This is a genomic window from Burkholderia glumae LMG 2196 = ATCC 33617 (assembly GCF_000960995.1).
Taxonomy (GTDB): domain Bacteria; phylum Pseudomonadota; class Gammaproteobacteria; order Burkholderiales; family Burkholderiaceae; genus Burkholderia; species Burkholderia glumae.
Map to the genome: position 1 here is coordinate 1,973,194 of NZ_CP009435.1, position 26,475 is coordinate 1,999,668.

Consider the following 26,475-nt stretch of genomic DNA (forward strand, 5'->3'; position numbering starts at 1 on the left):
GTCAGTGCGATAATGGCCGTTTGCGCACCAACGCAGGCGGCCATTTCTTTTTGGTGCGGCACCCGGTTCGTTCCGGCGCTGCCGCGTCTCTCCCGAGGTTCTACGATGCGCGTGTTTAATTTCTCCGCGGGGCCCGCGGCGTTGCCCGAGGACGTGCTGCGCCAGGCGGCCGACGAGATGCTCGACTGGAACGGCAGCGGCATGAGCGTGATGGAGATGAGCCACCGCGGGCGCGAGTTCACCTCGATCCACGAGACCGCATTGGCCGACCTGCGCGAACTGATGGCGGTGCCCGACAATTACCGCGTGCTGTTCCTGCAGGGCGGCGGGATCGCCGAGAATGCGATCGTCCCCATGAACCTGCTCGGCACGCACCAGACCGCCGATTTCGTCGTGACGGGCTCGTGGTCGCAGAAGTCGTTCAAGGAGGCGCAGAAGTACTGCACGCCGCATCTGGCCGCGAGCGGGCGCACCGAGGACGGCTACACGCGCGTGCCGGCGTTCTCGGAATGGCAGCTGTCGGCCGATCCCGCCTACGTGCATCTCTGCACCAACGAGACGATCGACGGCGTCGAGGCGTTCGAGGTGCCCGATACCGGAGACCTGCCGCTCGTGGCCGACGTCTCCTCGCACATCCTGTCACGGCCGATCGACGTCACCCGGTACGGCGCGCTGTTCGGCGGCGCGCAGAAGAACATCGGAATGGCGGGCGTGACGCTGGTGGTGGTGCGCGAGGATCTGCTCGATCGCGCGCTGCCGATCTGCCCGTCGGCGTTCGAATGGAAAACGGTCGCCGCGAACAATTCGATGTACAACACGCCGCCCACCTACGCGATCTACATCGCCGGCCTCGTGTTCAAGTGGCTGAAGGCGCAGGGCGGCCTCGCCGCGATCGCCGCGCGCAACGCCGAAAAGGCGGCGCTGCTCTATGACGCGATCGATGCGAGCAGCTTCTATCTCAACAAGGTCGAGAAGGCGTCGCGTTCGCGTATGAACGTGCCGTTCTTCCTGGCCGACGAAACGCGCAACGAAGACTTCCTTGCCGGCGCGAAGGCGCGCGGGCTGCTGCAGCTGAAGGGCCACAAGTCCGTCGGCGGTATGCGGGCGTCGATCTACAACGCGGTGCCGCTCGCGGGCGTGAAGGCGCTCGTCGAGTACATGAAAGAATTCGAGCGCGCGCAGGCCTGACGGCGGCGCGCCCATCAAAGCACGGCAAACCAGCATGGACGACGAACTCAATTCCCGGCTCAAACCGCTGCGCGAGCGTATCGACGCGATCGATGCGCAGCTGATCGCGCTGCTCAACCAGCGCGCGACGGTCGCGCTCGCGGTCGGTGAAGTCAAGAAGGAATTCAACGCGCCGGTGTTTCGGCCCGAGCGCGAGCAGCAGGTGATCGCGCGCCTGCAGGCGATGAGCGACGGTCCGCTCGTCAGCCAGCACATCAACGCCATCTGGCGCGAGATCATGGCCGCGAGCCGCGCGCTCGAGAAGACCATCCACGTCTCGTTCCTGGGGCCGGTCGGCACCTACAGCGAACAGGCCATGTTCGAGTATTTCGGCCAGTCGATCGAGGGGCTGCCGTGTCCGTCCATCGACGAGGTGTTTCGCGGCGTCGAGGCCGGCGCGTCCGAGTTCGGCATCGTGCCGGTCGAGAATTCGTCGGAAGGCGCGGTGTCGCGCACGCTCGACCTGCTGCTGAACACGCAGTTGCTGATCGGCGGCGAGCTGTCGCTGCCGATCCACCACAACCTGCTGTCGCGCTCGGGCTCGCTCGAGGGCGTGACGCGCGTCTGCGCGCATCCGCAGGCGCTCGCGCAGTGCCAGCGCTGGCTCTCGGCCAACGCGCCGCAGCTCGAACGGCAGGCGGTGGCGAGCAATGCCGAGGCGGCGCGGCTCGCGGCCGGCGACCCCTGCGTCGCGGCGATCGCGGGTGACCGTGCGGCGCTCCACTACGGGCTGCAGGTCGTACAGGCGATGATCCAGGACGATCCGCACAACCGTACGCGCTTCGTCGTGATCGGCAAGGCGCCGACCGGCGCGAGCGGCCACGACCAGACCTCGCTGATCGTCTCGGTGAAGAACGAGCCGGGCGCGGTGTTCAAGCTGCTCGAGCCGCTTGCGCGGCATGGCGTGTCGATGACGCGTTTCGAATCGCGTCCGGCCCGCGTGGGCACCTGGGAGTATTACTTCTATATCGACATCGAGGGCCATCGCGACGAGGCACAGGTTGCGGCGGCGCTCGCGGAGCTCGGCGCGAAGGCCGCGTTCCTGAAGATTCTCGGCTCGTATCCGCGCGCCCGTTGAGGCTTGGCGACGATCCGCCGGCGCGGGTGCCGGCGGCGAGTGGTTCCATCGTGTTGCGCGCGGGTCGTTGCCGCGCGCCTTACCCGGCTAACAGGCGGCTGCCGTGTCTGATTTCTCGTTCAACAAACTGGTGATTTTCGGCGTCGGCCTGATCGGCGGTTCGCTCGCGCGCGCGCTGCGCGAGCGCGATGGCACGCGGGCCGGCCGCGTGATCGGCGTGGGGCGTTCGCCGGCCACGGTCGAGCGCGCGCGCGCGCTCGGCGTGGTCGATGCGATCGCCGCGCTCGACGATGTCGTGCAACTGCGCGAGGCGCTGGCGGGGGCCGACCTGGTGCTGCTCGCGGTGCCGGTCGCGCAGACCGGGCCGCTGCTCGAACGGATCGCGCCGCTGCTCGACGCGGCGACGGTCGTGACCGACGCGGGCAGCACCAAGTCCGACGTGGTCGCGGCCGCGCGCGCGGCCCTCGGCGAGCGCATCGCGCAGTTCGTGCCGGCCCACCCGATCGCGGGCCGCGAGGCGAGCGGCGTCGAGGCCGCGCTGCCCGAGCTCTACGTCGGCCGCAACGTCGTGCTCTGCGCGCTGCCCGAGAATCCCCCCGGGGCGGTTGAGCGCGTCGCCGCGATGTGGCGCGCCACGGGCGCGGTGGTGCGCGAGATGGAGCCCGCGCAGCACGATCGCGTGTTTGCCGCGGTCAGCCATCTGCCGCATCTGCTGTCGTTCGCGCTCGTCGAGCAGATCCTCGGCGAAGCCGACGCCGAGCTGAAGTTTTCGTTCGCGGCGGGCGGGTTCCGCGATTTCACGCGGATCGCCGCTTCGAGCCCGGAGATGTGGCGCGACGTTTGCCTGGCGAACCGCGAGGCGCTGCTCGACGAGCTCGACGCCTACACCCGGGTGCTCGCGCGCTTGCGCGCGGCAATCGAGGCGGGCGACGCCGCCGCGCTCGAGGCAGTCTTCACCCGTTCGCGCGCCGCGCGCACGGCCTGGCAGGAGCGCGGCGGCAAAGCCGCCCCCGGTTCCGTTCAGTCATAACAGGATCTTTATGGAATTCCTCGATATCGGCCCCTACTCCCGTGTGTCGGGCACGGTGCGTCTGCCCGGCTCCAAGAGCATCTCGAACCGCGTGCTGCTGCTCGCCGCGCTGTCCGAGGGCGTGACGACGATCACCAACCTGCTCGACTCCGACGACACGCGCGTGATGCTGGCCGCGCTCGAAGCGCTCGGCGTGCGGCTCGAACGCCATGCCGATACCTGTGTCGTGAACGGCACGCGCGGCGCGTTTCCGGCGAAGACGGCCGATCTGTTTCTCGGCAACGCCGGCACCGCAGTGCGTCCGCTCACGGCTGCGCTGGCCGTCAACGGCGGCGACTACCGCGTCCACGGCGTGCCGCGCATGCACGAGCGGCCGATCGGCGACCTCGTCGACGGCCTGCGCCAGATCGGCGCCGTGATCGACTACGAGCAGAACGAAGGGTATCCGCCGCTGCGGATCCAGGCCGGTACGATCGCCGTCGACGCACCGATCCGCGTGCGCGGCGACGTGTCTAGCCAGTTCCTGACCGCGCTGCTGATGACGCTGCCGCTCGTCGGCAAGAAGGGGGGCGCGAGCGTCGTCGAGATCGACGGCGAGCTGATCTCGAAGCCCTACATCGAGATCACGATCAAGCTGATGGCGCGCTTCGGCGTGACGGTCGAGCGTGACGGCTGGCAGCGCTTCAGCGTGCCGGCGGCGCGCTACCAGTCGCCGGGCACGATCATGGTGGAGGGCGACGCGTCGTCCGCATCGTATTTCCTCGCGGCCGGCGCGCTCGGCGGCGGCCCGCTGCGCATCGAGGGCGTGGGCCGCGCCAGCATCCAGGGCGACGTTGGCTTTGCCACGGCGCTCATGCAGATGGGCGCGAACGTCTCGATGGGCGACGACTGGATCGAGGTGCGCGGCATCGGCCACGACCACGGCAAGCTCGAGCCGATCGACATGGACTTCAACCTGATCCCCGACGCGGCGATGACGATCGCGGTGGCCGCGCTGTTCGCCGAGGGCACCAGCACGCTGCGCAACATCGCAAGCTGGCGCGTCAAGGAGACCGACCGGATCGCGGCGATGGCCGCCGAGTTGCGCAAGCTGGGCGCGACCGTGGAGGAGGGCGCCGACTACCTCGTCGTCACGCCGCCCGCGAAGCTCGTGCCGAATGCCGCGATCGACACCTATGACGATCACCGCATGGCGATGTGTTTCTCGCTCGTGAGCCTCGGCGGCGTGCCGGTGCGGATCAACGATCCGAAGTGCGTCGCCAAGACTTTCCCCGATTATTTCGACCGCTTTACCGCGCTCGCGCGCTGATCCGTTTGTTCCGATGAAATCGACTCGACCATTCCACCCGACCCCCGTCATCACGATCGACGGCCCGACCGCGTCCGGCAAGGGCACGGTTGCCGCGCTCGTGGCGGCGCATCTCGGCTTTCACCTGCTCGACAGCGGCGCGCTGTACCGGCTCGCCGCGCTCGCGAGCATGCGCTACGGGATCGAGCCCGACGACGAGGCGGGGCTGGCGAAACTGGTCGACGATCTGCACATCACGTTCCGAGAGGGCTGCGCACGGCTCGACGGCGTGGACGTCTCGGACCAGATCCGCGCCGAGGCGGTGGGCAACCGCGCCTCGGCGATCGCCGTCCACGCCGGCGTGCGGGCCGCGCTGGTGGCGCGCCAGCGGGCCTTTCGCAAGACGCCTGGCCTGGTCGCGGACGGCCGCGACATGGGCACCGTGATCTTTCCGGACGCGGGCCTGAAGGTGTTCCTGACCGCCAGCGTCGAGGCCCGCGCGGCCCGGCGGCATAAGCAATTGATGCAAAAAGGTTTTTCTGCTAACATTGATGACTTGCTCCGGGATTTGCGTGAGCGGGACGCGCGGGACAGCAACCGTGCGGCCTCGCCGCTCAAGCCCGCGGCGGATGCGAAGCTTCTGGACACCTCGGGCCTGTCGATCGAGCAAGCGGTCGAACAGGTGCAGGCGTGGTACCGGGAAGTCGCGCGGTCCGCCTGACGGCACCCCGTCGCGGCCTCGAAGTGGCAGTTAAGCAACACTGGGCAGCTCCGGCAGTGACGTAGCAGATAGTAGCCAGCAGTCGCGGTAGGTGCTCCGGGCGATCGGCATGGGCCGGCCTCGAAGCGTGTTTCAACCCTTAACCCCGTATGGCGCTCGCACCGATAAGCTCGGCCCGATGGCTCGAGCATGGCGCGCAACCATGCACAATCCGATTTTTATGTCCGACCTGCAAACCTCCACCCCGAATACCGAATCCTTTGCGGCTCTGTTCGAAGAGTCGCTGACCCGCCAAGACATGCGCGCCGGCGAAGTGATCTCCGCCGAAGTCGTGCGTGTCGACCACAACTTCGTGGTCGTCAACGCGGGCCTGAAGTCCGAGGCCTACATTCCCATCGAGGAATTCCTGAACGATCAGGGCGAGGTCGAGGTTCAGTCGGGCGATTTCGTTTCCGTCGCGATCGACGCGCTGGAAAACGGCTATGGCGACACGATCCTGTCGCGCGACAAGGCGAAGCGTCTGGCTTCGTGGCTGTCGCTGGAAAAGGCACTCGACAACAACGAACTCGTCACCGGCACGATCACGGGCAAGGTGAAGGGCGGCATGACCGTGATGGTCAACGGCATCCGCGCGTTCCTGCCGGGTTCGCTCGTCGATACGCGTCCGGTCAAGGACACGACCCCGTATGAAGGCAAGACGCTCGAGTTCCGCGTCATCAAGCTCGACCGCAAGCGCAACAACGTCGTGCTGTCGCGCCGTGCCGTCATCGAAGCGACCCAGGGCGAAGAGCGCGCCAAGCTGCTCGAGACGCTGAAGGAAGGCGCGATCGTCAACGGCGTCGTCAAGAACATCACCGACTACGGCGCGTTCGTGGACCTCGGCGGCATCGACGGCCTGCTGCACATCACCGACATCGCATGGCGTCGTGTGCGTCACCCGAGCGAAGTGCTCTCGGTTGGCCAGGAAGTCACCGCGAAGATCCTCAAGTTCGACCAGGAAAAGAACCGCGTCTCGCTCGGCATCAAGCAGCTCGGCGACGATCCGTGGGAAGGCATCTCGCGCCGCTACCCGTCGGGCACGCGCCTGTTCGGCAAGGTCACCAACATCACCGACTACGGCGCGTTCGTCGAAGTGGAATCGGGCATCGAAGGCCTCGTCCACGTGTCGGAAATGGACTGGACCAACAAGAACGTTGCTCCGTCGAAGGTCGTGCAGCTCGGTGACGAAGTCGAAGTCATGGTGCTCGAGATCGACGAAGACCGCCGCCGTATCAGCCTCGGCATGAAGCAGTGCAAGCCGAATCCGTGGGATGACTTCAGCCGCAACTTCAAGAAGGGCGACAAGATCACGGGCGCGATCAAGTCGATCACCGACTTCGGCGTGTTCATCGGTCTGCCGGGCGGCATCGACGGCCTGGTCCACCTGTCGGACCTGTCGTGGAGCGAGTCGGGCGAGGAAGCCGTTCGCAAGTACAAGAAGGGCGACGAAGTCGAGGCCATCGTGCTCGGCATCGACGTCGAGAAGGAACGCATCTCGCTGGGCATCAAGCAGCTCGAAGGCGATCCGTTCAGCAACTACGTCGCGATGAACGACAAGGGCTCGATTGTCGACGGCGTCGTGAAGTCGGTCGACGCGAAGGGTGCCGTCGTCACGCTGACGGGCGACGTCGAAGGCTACCTGCGTGCGTCGGAAATCTCGCAGGATCGTGTCGAAGACGCGCGCAACGTGCTGAAGGAAGGCGACAAGGTCAATGCGATGGTGATCAACATCGATCGCAAGTCGCGCGGCATCAACCTGTCGATCAAGGCGAAGGATTCGGCCGAGCAGCAAGAGGCGATCCGCGGTCTGCAGTCGGACAACAACTCGGCTGCGAGCGGCACGACGAACCTCGGCGCGCTGCTGAAGGCAAAGCTCGACGGCCAGAACCAGTAAGCCCCGCGAGGTCTGCTGAAGTATGACCAAATCCGAGTTGGTCGCCCAGTTGGCAACGCGATTTCCGCAGCTCGTCCTCAAGGATGCGGATTTCGCGGTGAAAACGATGCTCGATGCGATGTCGGATGCACTGTCCAAGGGACATCGCATCGAGATCCGCGGCTTCGGAAGCTTCGGTCTCAACCGCCGTCCGGCCCGCGTGGGCCGCAACCCGAAATCGGGCGAGAAGGTGCAGGTACCCGAGAAGTACGTGCCGCACTTCAAGCCCGGCAAGGAGTTGCGCGAACGCGTCGACGGCCGCGCCGGCGAACCGTTGAAGCACGACAGCGGCGGCGACGACGATCAGTGAGCGTCACGTCGCCCGAAGCCGGCCTGCCGGCATGGCTGTGAAAAGCGCCCCTAGCGGGCGCTTTTTTATTGCCCGCGCGGCCGCCGCGGTGCCGCGGCGGCCGCGGGCGGCTGTGACGATTGGAGCGGCACCGGCTGCGATCGGTTGCACGGATCGCGAAACGCATCCTTTACAATACGGGCACTTCAAGCGCGGCGCACGGCAAGCCCCGCTTGCGCAACAAGCTCGACAGGAGGGCTCAATGAAATTCGTCGTCTGGCTGATCCGGGTGCTGGTATTCGTCCTGCTGCTGGTTCTGGCACTCGCCAATACGCAACCCGCGATGCTGAACTTCCTCGCCGGCTACAACTGGCAGGCGCCGCTGATCCTGATCGGCCTCGCGTTCTTCGGGGTCGGCCTGCTCGCCGGCCTGCTGTCCGCCCTGCCCGCCGTGCTGCGCATGCGTCTCGAGAACGCTCGCCTGAAGCGCGACCTGCGCTCGGCGCGCGAAACCCCGGTGGTGATCGACCAGCCGCCGATGCCGCCCGTCATTTAACGTTCGTCGGGCCGCCTCGCAAGCGGCCCCGACCTTGCTTCGGTATCACGCATGGATCTGGATTTCTGGTGGCTGCTGGCCATACCCGTCGCGTTCGCATGCGGATGGGTGGCGGCACGCTACGACCTCAACAAGCTGCTGTCCGAAAGTGCGAACCTGCCGCGTTCGTATTTTCGCGGCCTCAATTTCCTGCTCAATGAGCAGCCGGACCAGGCGATCGACGCGTTCATCGAAGTCGCCAAGCTCGATCCCGAAACGGTCGAACTGCACTTCGCGCTCGGCAATCTGTTTCGCCGGCGCGGCGAAACCGACCGGGCGATCCGCGTGCATCAAAACCTGCTGAACCGCGACGACCTGCCGGTCAACGAGCGCGACCACGCGCTCTACGAGCTCGGCCAGGACTTCCTCAAGGCCGGCCTGCTCGACCGTGCCGAGGAATCGTTCCACCTGCTCGCCGACGGCGACTACGCGCTCGGCGCGCAGCGCGCGCTGCTGACCATCTACGGGATCGAGAAGGACTGGAACAAGTCGATCGTGACGGCACGCAAGATCGAGGCGATGGGCGGCGGCCCGCTCGCCACCGAGATCGCTCAGTTCCACTGCGAGCTGGCGCAGGACGCGCTCGCGAAGCAGAACGCCGACGCGGCGGCCGCGCAGCTGCGCGATGCGCTCGCGGTGAATCCGCAGAACGTGCGCGCGACCATCCTGTCGGGCGACGCGGCCGCGGCAGCCGGCCGCCACGACGCGGCGATCGCGCACTGGCGCCGCGTCGAGCAGCAGAACGCGGCCTATCTGCCGCTCGTCGCCGAAAAGCTGATGAAGTCGTATCTGGCGCTCGGCCGCGGCCCCGAAGGGGCCGAACTGCTGACCGGCTACGCCGACCGCCATCCGTCGAACGACCTGCTCGACATCGTGTTCCAGTACGTGTCCGAGCTGCGCGGCACCGAGTCGGCGCATGCGCTGGCGCGCACGCAGATGCAGAAGGCGCCGAACCTGTCGGGCATGCTGCACCTGCTCGAGGCGCAGATCGCCGCGGCCGACGAGCCGCGCCGCGCCGAACTGGAAATGATGCACGCGCTGGTGAAGCAGCGCACCAAGAACCTGCCGCGCTACACCTGCCACGACTGCGGTTTCCGCGCCCGCCTGTTCTACTGGCAGTGCCCGGGCTGCAGCGGCTGGGAAACCTACGCGCCGCGGCGCGTCGAGGCCGGCGTGCCGAACTAGGCGCCACGACGCTTCGTCACGAACACCGCGCAGAATCATGCCTAACCTCCGGAACGAATCACCGGGAAACCTATGAAAATCACCATCATCGGCACCGGCTACGTCGGTCTCGTCACCGGCGCCTGCCTGGCGGAGATCGGCCACGACGTGTTTTGTCTCGACGTCGATCCGCGCAAGATCGAAATCCTCAACAACGGCGGGATTCCGATTCACGAGCCCGGCCTGCAGGAGATCATCGCGCGCACGCGCGCGGCCGGGCGCATCACGTTCTCGACCGACGTGGCGGCCAGCGTCGCGCACGGCGAGATCCAGTTCATCGCGGTCGGCACGCCGCCCGACGAGGACGGCTCCGCCGACCTGCAGTACGTGCTCGAGGCGGCCCGCAACATCGGCCGCTACATGACCGGCAGCAAGGTGATCGTCGACAAGTCGACGGTGCCGGTCGGCACCGCGCAGCGCGTGCTGGACGTGGTGGCCGAGGCGCTCGCCGCGCGCGGCCTGGCCGGCAGCGACGCGCACCGCTTCTCGGTCGTCTCGAACCCCGAGTTCCTGAAGGAAGGCGCGGCCGTCGACGATTTCATGAGACCCGACCGGATCATCATCGGCGTCGACGACGACGAGGCCGGCGCGATCGCGCGCGAGAAGATGAAGAAGCTCTACGCGCCGTTCAACCGCAACCACGAGCGCACCATCTACATGGACGTGCGCTCGGCCGAATTCACTAAATACGCGGCCAATGCGATGCTGGCCACGCGCATCTCGTTCATGAACGAGATGTCGAACCTGGCCGAGCGCGTGGGCGCCGACATCGAGGCGGTGCGGCGCGGCATCGGTTCCGACCCGCGCATCGGCTATCACTTCCTCTACGCCGGCGTGGGCTACGGCGGCTCGTGCTTTCCGAAGGACGTGCAGGCGCTGATCCGCACCGCGGCCGAGAACGGCCAGCCGCTGCGCATCCTCGACGCGGTCGAGGCCGTCAATCACGCGCAGAAGAGCGTGCTGCTCGCGAAGATCGAGGCGCGCTACGGCGCGGATCTGGCGGGCCGCACGTTCGCGGTCTGGGGCCTGGCGTTCAAGCCCAACACCGACGACATGCGCGAGGCGCCGAGCCGCACGCTGATCGCCTCGCTGCTCGCGCGCGGCGCCTCGGTGCGCGCCTACGATCCGGTCGCGATCGACGAGGCGCGCCGCGTGTTCGCGCTGGATCTGGCCGACCAGCCGGCGGCCGCCGCGGGCCTCGTGTTCGTCGCCACCAAGGAGGAGGCGGTGACGGGCGCCGACGCGCTCGTCGTCGTCACCGAATGGAAGGAATTCAAGAGCCCGGACTTCACGCATCTGAAGTCGGTGCTGAACGCGCCGGTGATCTTCGACGGCCGCAATCTCTACGAACCCGACGCGATGGCCGAACTCGGGATCGACTACTACGCCATCGGACGCCCGCATGTCGCCGCTCACTCCTCCACGCGCGGCTGAGGCCGCGCCCGCCGTGCCCGCGTCCGTCGCGCGCGAGCGCCTCGCCGCCTCGCGCGTGCTGGTGGTCGGCGACGTGATGCTGGACCGCTACTGGTTCGGCAACGTGAACCGCATCTCGCCGGAGGCGCCGGTGCCGGTCGTCCACGTGCAGCGCCAGGAGGAGCGGCTCGGCGGCGCCGCGAACGTCGCGCGCAACATCGTGACGCTCGGCGCGGCCGCGGGGCTGCTCTGCGTGGTCGGCACCGACGAGCCGGGCGAGCGTATCGTCGGGCTGCTCGGCGAGAGCGGCGTCGAGACCCATCTCGAACGCGACGCGCTGTTGCCCACCACCATCAAGCTGCGCGTGCTCGCGCAGCAGCAGCAACTGCTGCGCGTGGACTTCGAGGCGGCGCCGCAGCACGAGGTGCTGCTGGCCGGCCTGGCGCGCTTCGAGACGCTGCTGCCCTCGTATGGCGTCGTGCTGATGTCCGACTATGCCAAGGGCGGCCTTACCCACGTGACCACCATGATCGCGACTGCGCGCGCGGCCGGGTTGCCGGTGCTGGTCGATCCGAAGGGCGCCGACTGGGCGCGCTACCGCGGCGCCTCGCTGATCACGCCGAACCGCGCCGAACTGCGCGAGGTGATCGGCCAGTGGCGCTCCGAGGACGAATTGCGCGCGCGCGTGGCCGAGCTGCGCGCCGAGCTGGCGCTCGACGCGCTGCTGTTGACGCGTTCGGAGGAGGGCATGACGCTGTTTTCCGACGCGGGCGAACTCGATGTCGCGGCGCTCGCGCGCGAGGTGTTCGACGTGTCGGGCGCGGGCGATACCGTGATCGCGACCGTGGCCGCGATGCTCGGCGCCGGGGTGTCGCTCGACGAGGCGGTGATGCTCGCGAACCGCGCGGCCGGCATCGTGGTCGGCAAGCTCGGCACGGCCACCGTCGAATACGACGAACTGTTCCATTGAGCGGCGCCCGGGCGCGCCGCGCGACCCATTCATCCTTCTGACAGCAGGACGATCATGACTCTCATCGTCACCGGCGCGGCCGGCTTCATCGGCGCGAATCTCGTGAAGGCGCTCAACGAGCGAGGCGAGACCCGCATCATCGCGGTCGACAACCTGACCCGCGCGGACAAGTTCAAGAACCTCGTCGATTGCGAGATCGACGACTATCTCGACAAGACCGAGTTCGTCGAGCGCTTCGCGCGCGGCGATTTCGGCAAGGTGCGTGCCGTGTTCCACGAGGGCGCCTGTTCGGACACGATGGAAACCGACGGCCGCTACATGATGGACAACAACTTCCGCTACAGCCGCGCGGTGCTCGACACCTGTCTCGCGAACGGCACGCAGTTCCTCTACGCCTCGTCGGCGGCGATCTACGGCGGCTCGACGCGCTTTGTCGAGGATCGCGAGGTGGAAGCGCCGCTCAACGTCTACGGTTATTCGAAGTTCCTGTTCGACCAGGTGATCCGCCGCGTGCTGCCGCAGGCGCAAAGCCAGATCGCGGGCTTTCGCTACTTCAACGTCTACGGCCCGCGCGAGACGCACAAGGGCCGTATGGCGTCGGTGGCGTTCCACAACTTCAACCAGTTCCGCGCCGAGGGCAAGGTCAAGCTGTTCGGCGAGTACAACGGCTATGGCGCCGGCCAGCAGACGCGCGACTTCGTGTCGGTCGAGGATGTGGTGAAGGTCAACCTGTTCTTCTTCGACCATCCCGAAAAATCCGGCATCTTCAACCTCGGCACCGGCCGCGCCCAGCCCTTCAACGACATCGCGACCTCGGTCGTCAACACGCTGCGCGCGCTCGACGGCGAGCCGCCGCTCACGCTCGACGAGCAGGTCCGGCAGGGGCTCATCGAGTACGTGCCGTTTCCCGACGCGCTGCGCGGCAAATATCAGTGCTTTACACAGGCCGACTCGTCCAGGCTGCGCGCGGCCGGCTACGACGCGCCGTTCCTGACCGTTCAGGAGGGGGTCGATCGCTACGTGCGTTGGCTGTTCGGCCAGCTGTGAGCGTCCCGGCATCGTCCCTACACTGGGTCTCACGGTCGGCAGCCGCCGGCCGTTTTTCTTGATGGGAGATCCCGATGCTGAAGAAGATTCTGTTGGTGGCGATGTGGTTCGCGGGGCTTGCGCAGGCGTGGGCCGCCGTCGACGTCAATCAGGCGAACAGCGACGCGCTGCGTGGCATCAAGGGCATCGGCGTCGCGAAAGCGCAGGCGATCGTCGACGAGCGCAACGCGCACGGGCCGTACAAGGATGCCGCGGACCTGGCGCGGCGCGTCAAGGGCATCGGCCCGAAATCGGTCGGTCGGCTGGTGTCCGAGGGTCTCACGGTCGGTCCTGCCAAGGCTGCGGCGTCGCCCGCCGCGCGCGGCGCTGCCGCGCGGAACAAGGCCGCGCGCAAGTGACGCCGCCCGCGCGCGGCAGGCGCGCGGTGCGGCAGGCCTCGGCGTGACTCCTTCAGCCGTCCTGGTTCGACGGTTTTCCCGCAGCGTCGCCGCGGGTTTTTTGCGTGAGCGGCGGGCGGCGAACGGCCCGGACGCGGGCAGGGACATTCCCGGTGCCGATACGACCGATCCGGCGCTGGATTACAATCGACAGATTCATCGGCCTCGTATTCACTTATCGCCCATGGCTTACAAGACTATCGAAGACACGATCGGCAACACGCCGCTCGTGCAACTCGTGCGGATCCCCGACGACGAGATCCGGGCCCGCAACAACGTGATCCTCGCGAAGCTCGAAGGCAACAATCCCGCCGGCTCGGTCAAGGACCGCCCGGCGCTGTCGATGATCCGCAAGGCCGAGGAACGCGGGCGCATCAAGCCCGGCGACACGCTGATCGAGGCGACGAGCGGCAACACCGGCATCGCGCTGGCGATGGCGGCCGCGATCCGCGGCTACCGGATGGTGCTGATCATGCCCGAGGACCTGTCGGTCGAGCGCCGCCAGAGCATGGCCGCCTACGGCGCGGAAATCGTGCTGACGCCGACCAAGGGCGGCATGGAACTCGCGCGCGATCTCGCCGACCAGATGCAGCGCGAAGGCAAGGGCGTGATCCTCGACCAGTTCGCGAATCCGGACAATCCGCTCGCGCACTACGAGACGACCGGCCCGGAAATCTGGCGTGAAACCGAAGGCCGCATCACGCATTTCGTCTCGGCGATGGGGACCACGGGCACCATCATGGGCACCACGCAGTTCCTGAAGGAGCAGCGCCAGAGCATCGAGATCGTCGGTGCGCAGCCGGAGGAAGGCTCGCGCATTCCCGGCATCCGCAAGTGGCCCGAGGCCTACCTGCCGAAGATCTTCGATCGCAGCCGCATCGACCGCGTCGAGAACGTCAGCCAGGCCGCCTCCGAGGCGATGGCGCGCAAGCTCGCCGCGACCGAGGGCCTGTTCTGCGGCATCTCGACGGGCGGCGCCTGCGAGGTGGCGATGCGCATCGCGCGGCAGGTCGAGAACGCGACGATCGTGTTCATCGCCTGCGACCGCGGCGACCGCTATCTGTCGACGGGCGTGTTCCCCGCCTGAGTGCCGCAAGCGGCTCGCTGCCGTCTTCGCCCAAGAAAAAAGCGCCACGAGGGCGCTTTTTTCATGGGTCCGGCGAGGTGCCTGGGCCTCACTGCGTGGCGAGCATCTTTTGCTTCACGCGCTCGCCGAGCTGATAGACGGCCAGCGCGTAGAAGAAGCTGCGGTTGTAGCGTGTCAGCACATAGAAGTTCTTCAGGCCGAGCTTGTACTCGGTCGCGCGCCCCGGGCTAGGCAGATCGACGACCGTGACCAGCGTGCCGGCCTCGGCGGCCGGGTCCACCGACGGCTCGTCGAGCACCAGGCCGGCCTGGGTGAGCTGCGACAGCTTGAGGTGCGGCTCGGGCTTGCCGTCGGCCGCGGCCTGCGCGACACCCTGGCTGCCCGCGTCCGGCGCGATCTGCCATACCACCGGGCGGCCCGGCTCCCAGCCGTGCTGCTTCAGATAGTTCGCGACGCTGCCGATCGCGTCGGCGGTGCTCGCGCGCAGGTCGATGTGGCCGTTGCCCTCGTAGTCGACCGCGTAGCTGCGAATGCTGCTCGGCAGGAACTGCGGAATGCCGATCGCACCGGTGTACGAACCGAGCACGCTGGTCGGATCGAGCTGGCTGTCGCGCGTCCAGACCAGGAAATCCTCGAGGTTCTTGCGGAAGGTGGCCTGCCGGTCGTCGCGGTTCGGCGTGTCGGGATAGTCGAACGCGAGCGTCGTCAGCGCGTCGAGCGTCGGGAAGTTGCCCATGTAGCGGCCGTAGATCGTCTCGACGCCGATGATGCCGACGATCACCTCGGGCGGCACGCCGAACTCGGCCGACGCGCGCTGCAGCGTCGCCTGGTTCGCGCGCCAGAACTTCACGCCCGCGTTGATGCGGATCGCATCGAGAAAGCGCGCCTGATAGGCGCGCCAGTTCTTGACCGACGGCGACCGGGCGGGGCGCACCAGCCGCACTGCCGTCGCCGAATAGTTCGCACTCGCGAACAAGGCATGCAGCTTCGCCGGATCGAAGCCGTCGCGCGCGGCCACTTCGTCGATGAACGCGTCGATCTTCGGATTGTTCGCGTATTGCTGCGGCACGATCTGCTCTTCGGAGGCCGAGAGCCCGGCGGCCGGCACCAGTTGGGGCGCGGTGGCCGCGGCCGGCGCGGCGGCGGGGGCGGAGGCAGGGGCCGGCGCGGAAGCGGAGGCAGGGGCGTCAGGCACGGCAGCGGGCGCGACCGGCGCAGTGGGCGTTGCCGGCGCTGCGGCCTGCGGCTCGGTCGGCGTCTGCGCGCATGCGGCCAGCGTCGCGACCACGGCCGCGAGCGAGAGCGACGCGAGCGGCAAACGTGAGCGGAAACGAAGCGGATGGAAGACGGCGGACGATCGGAAAGTCATGGGTACCGGAGGGTGGACGACGCGGTGGAAGTCGGTCCAGTATAACCGAGGGCTCTAAGGCGACGGATCGACGCAGGCCGTTGTGGTAAGTTAGCGGCGAATTCGCGCGCGACGAACGCGGCGTCATCATTGGAGGAGACCTGCGGCGCCGGCTGGGCGTGTGCCGCGGAACAGGCCATGGCAACCGCTCTTTACACGCATCCCGACTGTCTGCTGCACGAGATGGGCGAGTGGCACCCCGAATGCCCGTCACGGCTCTCGGCAATCCAGGACCAGTTGATCGCGAGCCGGATCGACGATCTGCTCGAGCACGAGAGCGCGCCGTTCGCGAGCGAAGCCGCGCTCGCGCGTGTCCATACGCGCGCGCACATCGACTATCTGAAGTCGAACATACCGGCCGAGGGCTACTTCGAGCTCGATCCCGACACGCGCATGAATCCGCATACCTGGCGCGCGGCCCTGCGTGCGGCGGGGGCGGCCATCGCGGCGACCGACGCGGTGATCGAAGGGCGCTACGACAACGCGTTCTGCAGCGTGCGTCCGCCCGGCCATCATGCCGAGCCCGCGCGCGCGATGGGCTTCTGCTTCTTTAACAACGTCGCGGTCGCCGCGCGTCATGCGCTCGACGTCCATGGGCTCGAGCGCGTCGCCGTGATCGACTTCGACGTGCATCACGGCAACGGCACCGAGGCGGCGTTCTCGAACGATCCGCGCGTGCTGATGTGCAGTTTCTTCCAGCACCCGCTGTTTCCGTTCTCGGGCACCGATCATCCGGCGCCGAACATGCTCAACGTGCCGGTGCCGGCGCGTACCCAGGGCATGGCGGTGCGCGAGATCGTCGATCTGCTCTGGCTGCCCAGGCTCGAGGCGTTCCGGCCGCAGATGCTGTTCGTGTCGGCCGGGTTCGATGCGCACCGCGAGGACGAACTCGGCCGCATGGGGCTCGTCGAGGCCGACTACGAATGGCTGACCGGGCAGATCTGCCAGGTCGCGCGCCGCCATGCGCGGGGCCGCATCGTCAGTTGCCTCGAGGGCGGCTACCACCTGTCCGCGCTCGGCCGCAGCGTGGTGGCGCATCTGCGCGTGCTGGCGGGCGTTTGACGCGCGCGGCGGCCTCGCGCCATCCTTCCTGCGCCGCGGGTGGCGCCTGCCTCAGGTGGGAACGGGACGGTCAGGTGCGGGCGCGAATCCAGTCGATCAGCGCGCCGGTCACACGCTCGCGTTCGAGATCGTTGAGCGTCTCGTGATAATTGCCGTCGTAGAGCGTGAGCGTCAGGTCGGCCGGCCCCGCCTGCGCGGCGAACTCGCGGCTGCCGTCGGGCTCGGTCAGCTGGTCCGCGGTGCCGTGCCAGACCAGCGTGGGCAGCGTCAGCGCCGCGCGGCCGTGGGCGATGCGTGCCATCGCGGCCAGCAATTCGGCGCCGGTGCGCGCCGGCACCGCACCGTGATGGACCAGCGGGTCCGCGCGGTTCGCGGCCACCACAGCCGGATCGCGCGAGAGCAAGGCCGCATCGATCTTCAGCGCCGGGAAGCGCGGCCAGACGCGGCTCATCACATGGCTTGCCGCGAGCATCCAGCGCGGCACGTCGCGGCCGGGCGCGAGCGCCGGGCTCGACAGCAGCAACCCGGCCACGCGCGGCGCGCGCTCGATCGCATGCAGCGCCGCGATCGCGCCGCCCATGCTGTGCCCCATCAGAAACAACGGCACGCCGTCGCGCGCGGCGAACCCGATCAGCGCGTCGGCATCGTCGAGATAGCGGTCGAAGCGCTCGACCCAGGCTCGCGAGCCCGGCGAGCGGCCGTGGCCGCGCAGATCGACGGCGACCAGCTCGATGCCGGCGGCCGCGAGCCGGGCTGCCAGCGCGTCGTAGCGCCCCGCGTGCTCGGCGAGTCCGTGCAGCAGCGCGATGGTCGCGCGCGGCGGGGTAGCGACGGGCCAGCGGCACGCGGCCAGCTCGACGCCGTCGGCGCTGCGCACCCGCGTCCAGGCCGCACCGTCGGGGCCGCCCGGATCTCGGGCCTGGGGGGCGGTGGCATGCATCGGCAAGGTCTCCGGCGGGTTCCAGGATGCCGTCGATCATAGTCGCGCGGCCGGCGCGCCGCGCGGGTCCGATCCTCTAATTTCTCCAGGTTATGAAAGAAACCGAATCGATTATTAAGTGAAATGAGGTGCTTGCGCTAAAATGCGCGGCCATTCCCGGATATGACGGCGGCCGCCGGCGGGCCCGATACGGTCGGCACCGCAGCTTCCGCCGTTTTGTTGACATGATCGAAATTCGCAAGCTGTCGCAGCGTTTCCCTGGCCCGCGTGGCTGGATCGAGGCACTGCATGACGTCAACCTGACGATTCCGCGCGGCGAGGTGTTCGGCATCATCGGCCGCAGCGGCGCGGGCAAGAGCACGCTGATCCGCGCCGTCAACCTGCTGACGCGCCCGAGCGAGGGCAAGGTGGTGGTGGACGGCCGCGACCTGACGCTGCTGTCGGCCGCCGAGCTGCGCGCCGCGCGCCGCGACATCGGCATGATCTTCCAGCACTTCAACCTGCTGTCGTCGCGCACCGTCTACGAAAACGTCGCACTGCCGCTGGAACTGGCCGGCGTCAAGCGCGCCGGGATCGACGCGGCGGTGCTGCCGCTGCTCGAGCTGGTCGGCCTCGCCGCGCAGAAAGACCGCTATCCCGCGCAGATCAGCGGCGGCCAGAAGCAGCGCGTGGGCATCGCACGTGCGCTCGCGAGCAAGCCGAAGGTGCTGCTGTCGGACGAGGCCACCTCGGCGCTCGATCCCGAGACCACGCGCGCGATCCTGGAGCTGCTGCGCCGGATCAATCGCGAGCTCGGGCTCACGATCGTGCTGATCACGCATCAGATGGAAGTGATCAAGCAGGTCTGCGACCGCGTGGCCGTGCTCGACGCGGGCCGCGTGGTGGAAACCGGCCCGGTCATCGACGTGTTCCTGCAGCCGCGCCACGAGGTGACGCGCGCGCTGCTCGGCGACGTGATCGCGCAGGAACTGCCGCCGGCGCTGAAGGCGCGCGTGGCCGACAAGCTCAAGAGCGGGCGCAGCCACCTGCTGCGCCTGGCGTTCACCGGCAGCGGCGTCGATCAGCCGATCCTCTCGGAGACGATCCGCCGCTACGAACTCGATTTCAACATCCTGCACGGCCAGATCGACGAGATCCAGGGGCAGGCGTTCGGCTCGCTCGCGGTGCTCGCGGGCGGCGAACCCGGCAAGGTCGGGCAGGCGCTCGCGTATCTGCGCGAGCAGGGCGTGGTGGTCGAGGAGTTGTCGCATGTTGAGTGAAATGCTGGATATGTTCGTGCAGTCGTTCTGGGAAACGCTGATCATGGTCGGCATCTCGGGCGTGGTCGGCGCGCTGGTCGGGCTGCCGCTCGGCGTGCTGCTCTATCTGACCGACCGCCAGGGCGTGCTGCAGAACCTCGCCGTCAATCGCGCGCTGGGCGGCCTCGTCAATGCCGTGCGCTCGACGCCGTTCATCATCCTGCTGGTGGCGGTGATCCCGTTCACGCGGCTGGTGGTCGGCTCGTCGATCGGCACCGCGGCGGCGGTGGTGCCGCTCACGATCGCCTCGGCGCCGTTCATCGCGCGGCTGGTCGAGACCGCGCTGCGCGAGGTCGATCGCGGCTTGATCGAGGCGGCGCTCGCGATGGGCGCGACCACGCGCCAGATCGTGTTCAAGGTGCTGTTGCCCGAGGCATGGCCCGGCATCGTCGCCGGCCTGACCATCACCTTCGTGTCGCTGGTCGGCTATTCGGCGATGGCCGGCGCGATCGGCGGCGGCGGGCTCGGCGATCTCGGCATCCGCTATGGCTACCAGCGCTACGAGCCGGAAGTGATGTGGACGGTGGTGGTGATCCTGATCGTGTTCGTGCAGATCGTGCAGTCGTTCGGCGACTGGCTGGTGCGGCGGCTCAGTCACCGCTGAGCCCCGTTTCCCCCTCTTCGTTTCCGGAGCCCGACCCAGATGCAGCGACGTACCGTGTTCGCCAGCCTCGTGCTGGCCGGATGGCTTGCCGGGTTCGGCGCCGCGCGGGCGGCGGCCGAGACGATCCGCGTCGGCGTGACGGCGGGCCCGCATGCGCAGGTGATGGAAGTCGTGAAGCGCGTGGCGGCCGGACAGGGCCTCGAGATCCGCATCGTCGAGTTCTCCGACTATGTGCAGCCGGACGCGGCGCTCGCGAGCGGCGAGCTCGACGCGAACAGCTACCAGCATGCGCCGTATCTGGCCGCGCAGGTCCGCGACCGCGGCTACCGGATCGTCGCCGTGGCGAACACGGTCACGTTCCCAATGGGTGTCTATTCGAAGCGCGTGACCTCGCTCGCTGCCCTGCCCAAGGGCGCGCGCATCGCGATCCCGAACGATCCGACCAACGGCGGCCGGGCCCTGCTGCTGTTGCAGAAGCAGGGCGTGATCCGCCTGCGCGCCGGCGCCGGACCGAGTGCCACGCGCTTCGACGTGGTCGGCAATCCGTTGGGCGTGAAGCTGGTCGAACTCGATGCCGCCCAGATCCCGCGTTCGCTCGCGGACGTCGACGCGGCCGCGATCAACACCAACTTCGCGATGGAGGCGGGCCTGCAGCCGAAGCGGGACGCGATCGCGATCGAGGACGCGAACGGCCCCTACGTGAACGTGCTGGCGGTGCGCGCCGCGGATCGCGACAAGCCGTGGGTCGCAAAGCTGGTGGCGGCCTACCATTCCTCGCAGGTCAAGCAGTATCTCGAAGCCAAATTCGGCGGCGCGGTGATAGCGTCTTGGTGAGCGCCGCGGGCGCGAGCATCGGGCGTGCCGGCGATTAGAGGCGAAGGTCGAGAGCCCGGGCTTGGCGTCCGGGTTTTTTCTCTCTTAAAATAGAACGACCGTTCGCTATTGCCGGCGTGTCGCCGAATGACGTTATCCTCGACGGTCGAGGGTCGCATGGCCTGTATCGCCGCCCCTGGCGGGTGACGCTATAGAATGGCCGTCGGTCGTATTCGTAACTTTGGAGCGTGTGCATGAAAATCCTGGTGCCGGTAAAAAGAGTGGTCGACTACAACGTGAAGGTGCGTGTGAAGTCGGACGGAACGGGCGTCGATATCGCGAACGTGAAGATGTCGATGAATCCGTTCGACGAGATCGCCGTGGAAGAGGCGGTGCGCCTGAAGGAAGCGGGCACCGCGACGGAAGTGGTGGCCGTCTCGATCGGCGTGGCGCAGGCGCAGGAAACGCTGCGCACGGCGCTGGCGATCGGCGCCGACCGTGCGATCCTGGTGGAAGCCGGTGACGGCGTCGAGCCGCTGGCGGTCGCGAAGATCCTCAAGGCGCTGGTCGACAAGGAACAGCCCCAGCTGGTGATCCTGGGCAAGCAGGCGATCGACGACGATTCCAACCAGACGGGCCAGATGCTGGCCGCGCTGGCTGGCCTGCCGCAGGCGACGTTCGCCTCGAAGGTCACGATCGCCGACGGCAAGGCCACCGTCGCACGCGAAGTGGACGGCGGCGCGGAAACGCTGGCGCTGACGCTGCCGGCGGTGGTGACCACCGACCTGCGCCTGAACGAGCCGCGCTACGTGACGCTGCCGAACATCATGAAGGCGAAGAAGAAACCCCTCGAGAACGTCAAGCCGGAAGACCTCGGCGTCGATGTCGCGCCGCGCCTGAAGACGCTGAAGGTGGCCGAGCCGCCCAAGCGTGCCGCGGGTGTGAAGGTGGCCGACGTGAAGACGCTGGTCGAGAAGCTGAAGACCGAAGCGAAAGTGCTGTAAAGGGGAGACGAGAAGATGACGATCCTGATCATTGCCGAACACGACAACGCCTCGATCAAGGCGGCGACGCTGAACACCGTGGCCGCCGCGCAGAAGATCGGCGGCGACATCCATGTGCTGGTGGCAGGGCACGAGGCGCAGGGCGCGGCCGACGCGGCGGCGAAGATCGCCGGCGTGGCGAAGGTGCTGCTGGCCGATGCGCCGCAACTGGCCGCCGGTCTTGCGGAAAACGTCGAGGCCACCGTGCTGAACATCGCCAAGGACTATACGCACATCCTCGCGCCGGCCACCGCCTACGGCAAGAACGTCGCGCCGCGCATCGCCGCCAAGCTCGACGTCGCGCAGATCTCCGACATCACGGCGGTCGACAGCGCCGATACGTTCGAGCGCCCGATCTACGCCGGCAACGCGATCGCGACCGTGCAGTCGAGCGATCCGATCAAGGTGATCACGGTGCGCGCGACCGGCTTCGATCCGGTGGCGGCCGAAGGCGGCAGCGCGGCGGTCGAGAAGATCGAGGCGGCCGCCGACAGCGGCAAGTCGCAGTTCGTGAGCCGCGAGGTCACGAAGCTCGACCGCCCGGAATTGACGAGCGCGGCCATCATCGTGTCGGGCGGCCGCGGCCTCGGCAGCGGCGAGAACTACACGAAGGTGCTGGAGCCGCTCGCCGACAAGCTGCAGGCCGCGCTGGGCGCCTCGCGCGCGGCGGTGGACGCCGGCTACGTGCCGAACGACTTCCAGGTCGGCCAGACCGGCAAGATCGTGGCGCCGCAGCTCTACGTCGCGGTCGGCATCTCGGGTGCGATCCAGCATCTGGCCGGCATGAAGGACTCGAAAGTGATCGTCGCCATCAACAAGGACGAGGAGGCGCCGATCTTCAGCGTGGCCGACTACGGCATCGTCGGCGACCTGTTCACGGTCGTGCCGGAACTGGTGGCGGCGCTCGGCTGAGCCGGGGCGCGGCCAACCCGCGTATCGATTGCCGGTGCGGCTGACCGCACGGACCAAGGGGCGCGGCGAGCGCCCCTTTTTTTACCCATAGGCAGACAGAGGAGAGGAGCACCATGAGCTACATCGCGCCCGTCAAGGACATGCTGTTCGTGATGAAGGAGCTGGCCGGCATCGACGACGTCGCGAAGCTGCCGGGCTTCGAGGACGCCGGCTTCGACACCGCGCAGGCCGTGCTCGACGAGTCCGCGAAGTTCTGCGGCGAGGTGCTCGCGCCGCTCAACGTCGAGGGCGACCGGCAGCCGAGCGCGTGGCGCGACGGCGAGGTGGCGGCGACCGCCGGCTTCGGCGAGGCATTCCGGCAGTTCGCCGCGGGTGGCTGGCAGGGACTCCAGCATCCGGCCGAATACGACGGCCAGGGGCTGCCGAAGCTGATCGCCACGGCCTGTATCGAAATGCTGAACGCCGCCAACCTGTCGTTCGCGCTCTGTCCGCTGCTGACCGACGGCGCGATCGAGGCGCTGCTGACGGCCGGCAGCGACGCGCAGAAGGCACGCTACGTGCCGAAGCTGGTATCGGGCGAATGGACCGGCACGATGAACCTGACCGAGCCGCAGGCCGGCTCCGATCTCGCGCTGGTGCGCGCGCGCGCGGAACCGCAGGGCGACGGCTCGTACAAGGTGTTCGGCACCAAGATCTTCATCACCTGGGGCGAGCACGACATGGCGGACAACATCGTCCACCTCGTGCTGGCGCGCACGCCGGGCGCACCCGAAGGCGTGAAGGGCATTTCGCTGTTCATCGTGCCGAAGTTCCTGGTGAACGAGGACGGCAGCCTGGGCGCGCGCAACGACGTGCATTGCGTATCGATCGAGCACAAGCTCGGCATCAAGGCGAGCCCGACCGCGGTGCTGCAATACGGCGACCACGGCGGCGCGATCGGCCATCTGGTCGGCGAGGAGCACCGCGGCCTCGAATACATGTTCATCATGATGAACGCCGCGCGCTTCGGCGTGGGCATGCAGGGCATCGGCGTGGCGGAGCGCGCCTACCAGAAGGCCGCCGCGTTCGCGAAGGAGCGCGTGCAGAGCCGGCCGGTGGACGGCTCGGCGAAACAGTCGGTCACGATCATCCATCATCCGGACGTGCGGCGCATGCTTGGCACGATGCGCGCGCTGACCGAGGGCGCCCGCGCGCTGGCCTATGTCGCCGCCGCGCACAGCGACCACGCGCATGCGCATCCCGACGAGGCCGAACGCAAGCGCCACCAGGCGATCTACGAGTACCTGGTGCCGGTCGTGAAGGGATGGAGCACCGAGATGGTCAACGAGGTCGCCAGCCTCGGCGTGCAGATCCACGGCGGCATGGGCTTCATCGAGGAGACGGGCGCCGCGCAGTATTACCGCGACGCGCGGATTCTCGCCATCTACGAGGGCACCACGGCGATCCAGGCCAACGACCTGGTCGGCCGTAAGACCGTGCGCGACGGCGGTGCGGTGGCGAAGGCGCTGGCCGCCGCGATCGGCGAGACCGTCGAGGCGCTCGGCGCGCACGACTCGCCGGCCTGTGCCGCGATGCGCCGGCACCTGTCGGAGGGCCTGAAGTCGTTCGAGGCGGTAATCGAGTTCGTCGTCGCGAACACCAAGGGCGATCCCAACGCCGTGTTCCTCGGCAGCGTGCCGTACCTGAAGCTGGCCGGCATCGTGCTGGGCGGCTGGCAGATGGCGCGCGCGCTGCTGGCCGCCGTGCGTCTGCGCGAGCACGATACGGCGTTTTACGACGCGAAGATCGCGATCGCGCAGTTCTATGCGCAGCACGTGCTGGTGCAGGCGCCGGGGATTGCCGCGTCGATCGTCACGGCGAGCGGCACCGACAGCGTGCTCGCGCTGACCGAAGACCAGTTCTGACGCCGCGCCAGGCATTGGCCCGTGCCCTGAGGCACAGGTGAAAAGGGCACCCGCGAGGGTGCCCTTCGTCGTTTGGCGCGCGCCGGCGGAGGCGCCGTGCTTACGCGTAGGCGGGGCGCGGGGTGCCCGCCGTCTCGCCGAGATAACGGTGCACCGAGAGGTCGTCGGCCTGGATGGCCGGCTTCCTGCCCGACATCAGGTCGGCCAGCAACTGGCCCGAGCCGCACGACATGGTCCAGCCGAGCGTGCCGTGGCCGGTGTTGAGATAGAGGTTCGGAATCGGCGTGCGGCCCACGATCGGCGTGCCGTCCGGCGTCATCGGGCGCAGGCCGGTCCAGAACGTCGCCTTCGAGGTATCGCCGCCGCCCGGGAACAGGTCGTTGACGCACATTTCGAGCGTCTCGCGGCGCGCCGGGTTGAGGCGCTTGTCGAAGCCGGCGATCTCGGCCATTCCGCCCACGCGGATGCGCGAATCGAAGCGCGTGATCGCGATCTTGTAGGTTTCGTCGAGCACCGTGGAGACGGGCGCGGCCGATGCATCGACGATCGGCGCCGTGATCGAGTAGCCCTTGAGCGGATAGACCGGGATCTTCACGAGGTTCGACAGCAGGCGCGTGGAATACGAGCCGAGCGCGACCACGTAGGCGTCGCCGCGCACCAGCTCGCCGCCGCACTGGACGCCGGCGATCCGGCCGCCCGCCACGGCCAGCGCATCCACCGGCGTGTTGTAGCGGAACTGCACGCCGAGTTCCGCGGCCATCCCGGCGAGCCGCGTGGTAAACAGCTGGCAGTCGCCGGTTTCGTCGCCGGGCAGGCGCAGGCCGCCCGTGAGCTTGTGCGAGACGGCGGCCAGCGCCGGCTCGGCGCGCGCGAGTTCCTGCGCGTTCAGCAGTTCGAACGGCACCTTGGCCTCGCGCAGCACGGCCATGTCCTTCGCCGCGCCGTCGAACTGCGCCTGGGTGCGGAACAGTTGCAGCGTGCCGCCGGTGCGGCCTTCGTATTCGATCTGGGTGTCCGCGCGCAGCGCCTGCAGGCAGTCGCGGCTGTATTCGGCCAACCGTACCATGCGGCCCTTGTTGACCGCATAGCGTTCGGACGTGCAGTTGCGCAGCATCTGCCACATCCATTGCAACTGGAAGCGCGAGCCGTCGAGCCGGATCGCGAGCGGCGCATGCTTCTCGAACATCCACTTGACGGCCTTCAGCGGCACCCCGGGGGCGGCCCACGGCGCCGCGTAGCCGGGCGAGATCTGGCCGGCGTTCGCGAAGCTGGTTTCCAGCGCGGGGCCTGCCTCGCGCTCGATCACCGTCACCTCATGGCCGGCGCGCGCCAGATAATAGGCGCTCGTCACGCCCACCACACCGCTTCCCAGAATCACGACTCGCATAGCTGCTCCGAAATGGAAAAAGCCGGGGGCGCGGAGAAAGCACTTGTCAACTCTTGCTCGCTCGAACCGGCCTAGTTTTTTGCGCTATGGTATTGTCGAATATCTAGGTTTTGTTATTGTATTTTTTAGAAATTCAGAAAAAACACGATGAGAACCCAACGTCAACCAGTCCGCGCGCTCGACAAGCTCGACCGCCGGATTCTGCGGCTGCTCCAGCAGGACGGACGCATGGCGATGAAGGACCTGGCCGAGCAGGTCGGACTGACCGTCACGCCCTGCATCGAGCGCGTGCGGCGCATGGAGCGCGACGGCGTGATCACCGGCTATCACGCGCGCGTGGATCCCGCCCTGCTGGGCGCTGCGCTGCTGGTGTTCGTCGAGATCACGCTCGATCACAAGAGCGGCAACATGTTCGAGCAGTTCCGGCGCGAGGTGATGAAGATCGACGAGGTGCTCGAGTGCCATCTGGTATCCGGCGATTTCGATTATCTGATCAAGGCGCGCATCGGCGAGATGGCGGACTACCGCAAGCTGCTCGGCGACATCCTGCTGCAACTGCCCGGCGCGGTGCAGTCCAAGAGCTACGTGGTGATGGAGGAGATCAAGGAGACCCTGACGATCGCCGTAGACGGCTGACGACCGGGCAACAACTGCGACAACTTGGCAGCGTGGGCCGAATACTGTATAAATAAACAGTATTCGGCCCACGCGACGTTCGCTTGTGCC

Annotated in this window: 26 protein-coding genes; 22 read left to right on the forward strand and 4 right to left on the reverse strand. The window is 67.8% G+C overall.

From position 1 onward, the window contains the following. Nucleotides 1-105: 105 nt before the first annotated feature. The 13 genes from serC (at nt 106) to KS03_RS21555 (ending at nt 13,252) form a co-directional block, all read left to right on the forward strand. The gene (gene serC / locus KS03_RS21495) at nt 106-1,188 is read left to right on the forward strand and encodes a 3-phosphoserine/phosphohydroxythreonine transaminase (RefSeq protein ID WP_012734946.1); all 1,083 of its coding nucleotides are present in this window, start codon (nt 106-108) and stop codon (nt 1,186-1,188) included. Between the two features lie 34 nt (nt 1,189-1,222). Then, complete coding sequence (pheA, locus tag KS03_RS21500; RefSeq protein ID WP_012734947.1) at nt 1,223-2,305, forward strand: prephenate dehydratase; 1,083 nt, start codon at nt 1,223-1,225, stop codon at nt 2,303-2,305. A gap of 103 nt (nt 2,306-2,408) precedes the next feature. Next, a complete protein-coding gene (locus tag KS03_RS21505) occupies nt 2,409-3,335 on the forward strand; it encodes a prephenate dehydrogenase (protein ID WP_012734948.1) in 927 nt (308 codons plus the stop codon). A gap of 10 nt (nt 3,336-3,345) precedes the next feature. Next, nucleotides 3,346-4,644 carry a 3-phosphoshikimate 1-carboxyvinyltransferase gene (gene aroA / locus KS03_RS21510; RefSeq protein WP_012734949.1) on the forward strand — a complete coding sequence of 433 codons (1,299 nt, stop codon included), beginning with the start codon at nt 3,346-3,348 and terminating at the stop codon, nt 4,642-4,644. Nucleotides 4,645-4,657: 13 nt separating this feature from the next. Next, on the forward strand, nt 4,658-5,344 hold the full coding sequence (gene cmk, locus KS03_RS21515) for a (d)CMP kinase (RefSeq protein ID WP_012734950.1): 687 nt from the start codon (nt 4,658-4,660) through the stop codon (nt 5,342-5,344). Between the two features lie 220 nt (nt 5,345-5,564). Further along, nucleotides 5,565-7,277 carry a 30S ribosomal protein S1 gene (gene rpsA, locus KS03_RS21520; RefSeq protein WP_026051520.1) on the forward strand — a complete coding sequence of 571 codons (1,713 nt, stop codon included), beginning with the start codon at nt 5,565-5,567 and terminating at the stop codon, nt 7,275-7,277. 22 nt (nt 7,278-7,299) lie between these two features. After that, a complete protein-coding gene (locus KS03_RS21525) occupies nt 7,300-7,626 on the forward strand; it encodes an integration host factor subunit beta (RefSeq protein ID WP_012734952.1) in 327 nt (108 codons plus the stop codon). A 241-nt stretch (nt 7,627-7,867) separates the two neighbouring features. Continuing rightward, nucleotides 7,868-8,161, forward strand: a complete 294-nt coding sequence (locus KS03_RS21530) for a lipopolysaccharide assembly protein LapA domain-containing protein (RefSeq protein ID WP_012734953.1) — start codon at nt 7,868-7,870, stop codon at nt 8,159-8,161. A 51-nt stretch (nt 8,162-8,212) separates the two neighbouring features. After that, nucleotides 8,213-9,385 (forward strand): lipopolysaccharide assembly protein LapB, encoded by a 1,173-nt coding sequence (gene lapB, locus KS03_RS21535; protein WP_012734954.1) that lies wholly within the window; start codon nt 8,213-8,215, stop codon nt 9,383-9,385. A 72-nt stretch (nt 9,386-9,457) separates the two neighbouring features. Beyond that, nucleotides 9,458-10,858 carry a UDP-glucose dehydrogenase family protein gene (locus KS03_RS21540; protein WP_012734955.1) on the forward strand — a complete coding sequence of 467 codons (1,401 nt, stop codon included), beginning with the start codon at nt 9,458-9,460 and terminating at the stop codon, nt 10,856-10,858. Beyond that, nucleotides 10,827-11,807, forward strand: a complete 981-nt coding sequence (gene rfaE1, locus KS03_RS21545; protein ID WP_012734956.1) for a D-glycero-beta-D-manno-heptose-7-phosphate kinase — start codon at nt 10,827-10,829, stop codon at nt 11,805-11,807. The genes KS03_RS21540 and rfaE1 overlap by 32 nt, the downstream gene beginning before the upstream one ends. A 54-nt stretch (nt 11,808-11,861) precedes the next feature. Continuing rightward, complete coding sequence (gene rfaD, locus KS03_RS21550) at nt 11,862-12,854, forward strand: ADP-glyceromanno-heptose 6-epimerase (protein ID WP_012734957.1); 993 nt, start codon at nt 11,862-11,864, stop codon at nt 12,852-12,854. 74 nt (nt 12,855-12,928) lie between these two features. Further along, on the forward strand, nt 12,929-13,252 hold the full coding sequence (locus KS03_RS21555; RefSeq protein ID WP_012734958.1) for a ComEA family DNA-binding protein: 324 nt from the start codon (nt 12,929-12,931) through the stop codon (nt 13,250-13,252). Between the two features lie 52 nt (nt 13,253-13,304). On the opposite strand, the gene KS03_RS32085 is transcribed toward KS03_RS21555, so the two are convergent. Beyond that, on the reverse strand, nt 13,305-13,451 hold the full coding sequence (locus KS03_RS32085; RefSeq protein ID WP_153477922.1) for a hypothetical protein: 147 nt from the start codon (nt 13,449-13,451) through the stop codon (nt 13,305-13,307). A gap of 24 nt (nt 13,452-13,475) precedes the next feature. Between KS03_RS32085 and cysM the strand changes: the two genes are divergently transcribed. Continuing rightward, complete coding sequence (gene cysM / locus KS03_RS21560; protein WP_012734959.1) at nt 13,476-14,378, forward strand: cysteine synthase CysM; 903 nt, start codon at nt 13,476-13,478, stop codon at nt 14,376-14,378. An 88-nt stretch (nt 14,379-14,466) separates the two neighbouring features. Here cysM and mltB read toward each other — a convergent pair whose 3' ends face one another. Continuing rightward, nucleotides 14,467-15,747, reverse strand: a complete 1,281-nt coding sequence (mltB, locus tag KS03_RS21565) for a lytic murein transglycosylase B (RefSeq protein WP_012734960.1) — start codon at nt 15,745-15,747, stop codon at nt 14,467-14,469. 177 nt (nt 15,748-15,924) lie between these two features. Here mltB and KS03_RS21570 point away from each other — a divergent pair, with 177 nt between their 5' ends. Next, a complete protein-coding gene (locus tag KS03_RS21570) occupies nt 15,925-16,848 on the forward strand; it encodes a histone deacetylase family protein (RefSeq protein WP_012734961.1) in 924 nt (307 codons plus the stop codon). Between the two features lie 70 nt (nt 16,849-16,918). Here KS03_RS21570 and KS03_RS21575 read toward each other — a convergent pair whose 3' ends face one another. Continuing rightward, on the reverse strand, nt 16,919-17,725 hold the full coding sequence (locus KS03_RS21575) for an alpha/beta hydrolase (protein WP_035977069.1): 807 nt from the start codon (nt 17,723-17,725) through the stop codon (nt 16,919-16,921). A 287-nt stretch (nt 17,726-18,012) separates the two neighbouring features. Here KS03_RS21575 and KS03_RS21580 point away from each other — a divergent pair, with 287 nt between their 5' ends. From KS03_RS21580 to KS03_RS21605, 6 genes are all read left to right on the forward strand, one after another. Then, complete coding sequence (locus KS03_RS21580; RefSeq protein WP_012734963.1) at nt 18,013-19,047, forward strand: methionine ABC transporter ATP-binding protein; 1,035 nt, start codon at nt 18,013-18,015, stop codon at nt 19,045-19,047. Then, nucleotides 19,037-19,690 (forward strand): methionine ABC transporter permease, encoded by a 654-nt coding sequence (locus tag KS03_RS21585; RefSeq protein ID WP_012734964.1) that lies wholly within the window; start codon nt 19,037-19,039, stop codon nt 19,688-19,690. Before KS03_RS21580 ends, KS03_RS21585 begins: the two co-directional genes overlap by 11 nt. Before the next feature lie 39 nt (nt 19,691-19,729). Continuing rightward, nucleotides 19,730-20,524 carry a MetQ/NlpA family ABC transporter substrate-binding protein gene (locus tag KS03_RS21590; protein ID WP_012734965.1) on the forward strand — a complete coding sequence of 265 codons (795 nt, stop codon included), beginning with the start codon at nt 19,730-19,732 and terminating at the stop codon, nt 20,522-20,524. A 233-nt stretch (nt 20,525-20,757) separates the two neighbouring features. Then, nucleotides 20,758-21,507, forward strand: a complete 750-nt coding sequence (locus tag KS03_RS21595) for an electron transfer flavoprotein subunit beta/FixA family protein (RefSeq protein WP_012734966.1) — start codon at nt 20,758-20,760, stop codon at nt 21,505-21,507. 15 nt (nt 21,508-21,522) lie between these two features. Further along, nucleotides 21,523-22,458 carry an electron transfer flavoprotein subunit alpha/FixB family protein gene (locus KS03_RS21600; protein WP_012734967.1) on the forward strand — a complete coding sequence of 312 codons (936 nt, stop codon included), beginning with the start codon at nt 21,523-21,525 and terminating at the stop codon, nt 22,456-22,458. A gap of 113 nt (nt 22,459-22,571) precedes the next feature. Then, on the forward strand, nt 22,572-24,362 hold the full coding sequence (locus tag KS03_RS21605) for an acyl-CoA dehydrogenase (RefSeq protein ID WP_012734968.1): 1,791 nt from the start codon (nt 22,572-22,574) through the stop codon (nt 24,360-24,362). Nucleotides 24,363-24,462: 100 nt separating this feature from the next. Here the strand turns inward: KS03_RS21605 and KS03_RS21610 are convergent, their stop codons facing one another. Then, on the reverse strand, nt 24,463-25,749 hold the full coding sequence (locus tag KS03_RS21610; protein WP_012734969.1) for a D-amino acid dehydrogenase: 1,287 nt from the start codon (nt 25,747-25,749) through the stop codon (nt 24,463-24,465). Between the two features lie 147 nt (nt 25,750-25,896). Here KS03_RS21610 and KS03_RS21615 point away from each other — a divergent pair, with 147 nt between their 5' ends. Further along, nucleotides 25,897-26,385: an Lrp/AsnC ligand binding domain-containing protein gene (locus tag KS03_RS21615; RefSeq protein WP_012734970.1), complete on the forward strand. Its 489-nt coding sequence runs from the start codon at nt 25,897-25,899 to the stop codon at nt 26,383-26,385. Nucleotides 26,386-26,475: the final 90 nt, after the last annotated feature.

Excerpts from the sequence above, each read along its gene's own strand:
- serC (WP_012734946.1), top strand. The coding sequence starts at position 106 with ATGCGCGTGTTTAATTTCTCCGCGGGGCCCGCGGCGTTGCCCGAGGAC.
- pheA (WP_012734947.1), top strand. The coding sequence starts at position 1,223 with ATGGACGACGAACTCAATTCCCGGCTCAAACCGCTGCGCGAGCGTATC.
- aroA (WP_012734949.1), top strand. The coding sequence starts at position 3,346 with ATGGAATTCCTCGATATCGGCCCCTACTCCCGTGTGTCGGGCACGGTG.
- cmk (WP_012734950.1), top strand. The coding sequence starts at position 4,658 with ATGAAATCGACTCGACCATTCCACCCGACCCCCGTCATCACGATCGAC.
- rpsA (WP_026051520.1), top strand. The coding sequence starts at position 5,565 with ATGTCCGACCTGCAAACCTCCACCCCGAATACCGAATCCTTTGCGGCT.
- KS03_RS21525 (WP_012734952.1), top strand. The coding sequence starts at position 7,300 with ATGACCAAATCCGAGTTGGTCGCCCAGTTGGCAACGCGATTTCCGCAG.
- KS03_RS21530 (WP_012734953.1), top strand. The coding sequence starts at position 7,868 with ATGAAATTCGTCGTCTGGCTGATCCGGGTGCTGGTATTCGTCCTGCTG.
- lapB (WP_012734954.1), top strand. The coding sequence starts at position 8,213 with ATGGATCTGGATTTCTGGTGGCTGCTGGCCATACCCGTCGCGTTCGCA.
- KS03_RS21540 (WP_012734955.1), top strand. The coding sequence starts at position 9,458 with ATGAAAATCACCATCATCGGCACCGGCTACGTCGGTCTCGTCACCGGC.
- rfaE1 (WP_012734956.1), top strand. The coding sequence starts at position 10,827 with ATGTCGCCGCTCACTCCTCCACGCGCGGCTGAGGCCGCGCCCGCCGTG.
- rfaD (WP_012734957.1), top strand. The coding sequence starts at position 11,862 with ATGACTCTCATCGTCACCGGCGCGGCCGGCTTCATCGGCGCGAATCTC.
- KS03_RS21555 (WP_012734958.1), top strand. The coding sequence starts at position 12,929 with ATGCTGAAGAAGATTCTGTTGGTGGCGATGTGGTTCGCGGGGCTTGCG.
- KS03_RS32085 (WP_153477922.1), bottom strand. The coding sequence starts at position 13,451 with ATGAATCTGTCGATTGTAATCCAGCGCCGGATCGGTCGTATCGGCACC.
- cysM (WP_012734959.1), top strand. The coding sequence starts at position 13,476 with ATGGCTTACAAGACTATCGAAGACACGATCGGCAACACGCCGCTCGTG.
- mltB (WP_012734960.1), bottom strand. The coding sequence starts at position 15,747 with ATGACTTTCCGATCGTCCGCCGTCTTCCATCCGCTTCGTTTCCGCTCA.
- KS03_RS21570 (WP_012734961.1), top strand. The coding sequence starts at position 15,925 with ATGGCAACCGCTCTTTACACGCATCCCGACTGTCTGCTGCACGAGATG.
- KS03_RS21580 (WP_012734963.1), top strand. The coding sequence starts at position 18,013 with ATGATCGAAATTCGCAAGCTGTCGCAGCGTTTCCCTGGCCCGCGTGGC.
- KS03_RS21585 (WP_012734964.1), top strand. The coding sequence starts at position 19,037 with ATGTTGAGTGAAATGCTGGATATGTTCGTGCAGTCGTTCTGGGAAACG.
- KS03_RS21590 (WP_012734965.1), top strand. The coding sequence starts at position 19,730 with ATGCAGCGACGTACCGTGTTCGCCAGCCTCGTGCTGGCCGGATGGCTT.
- KS03_RS21595 (WP_012734966.1), top strand. The coding sequence starts at position 20,758 with ATGAAAATCCTGGTGCCGGTAAAAAGAGTGGTCGACTACAACGTGAAG.
- KS03_RS21600 (WP_012734967.1), top strand. The coding sequence starts at position 21,523 with ATGACGATCCTGATCATTGCCGAACACGACAACGCCTCGATCAAGGCG.
- KS03_RS21605 (WP_012734968.1), top strand. The coding sequence starts at position 22,572 with ATGAGCTACATCGCGCCCGTCAAGGACATGCTGTTCGTGATGAAGGAG.
- KS03_RS21610 (WP_012734969.1), bottom strand. The coding sequence starts at position 25,749 with ATGCGAGTCGTGATTCTGGGAAGCGGTGTGGTGGGCGTGACGAGCGCC.
- KS03_RS21615 (WP_012734970.1), top strand. The coding sequence starts at position 25,897 with ATGAGAACCCAACGTCAACCAGTCCGCGCGCTCGACAAGCTCGACCGC.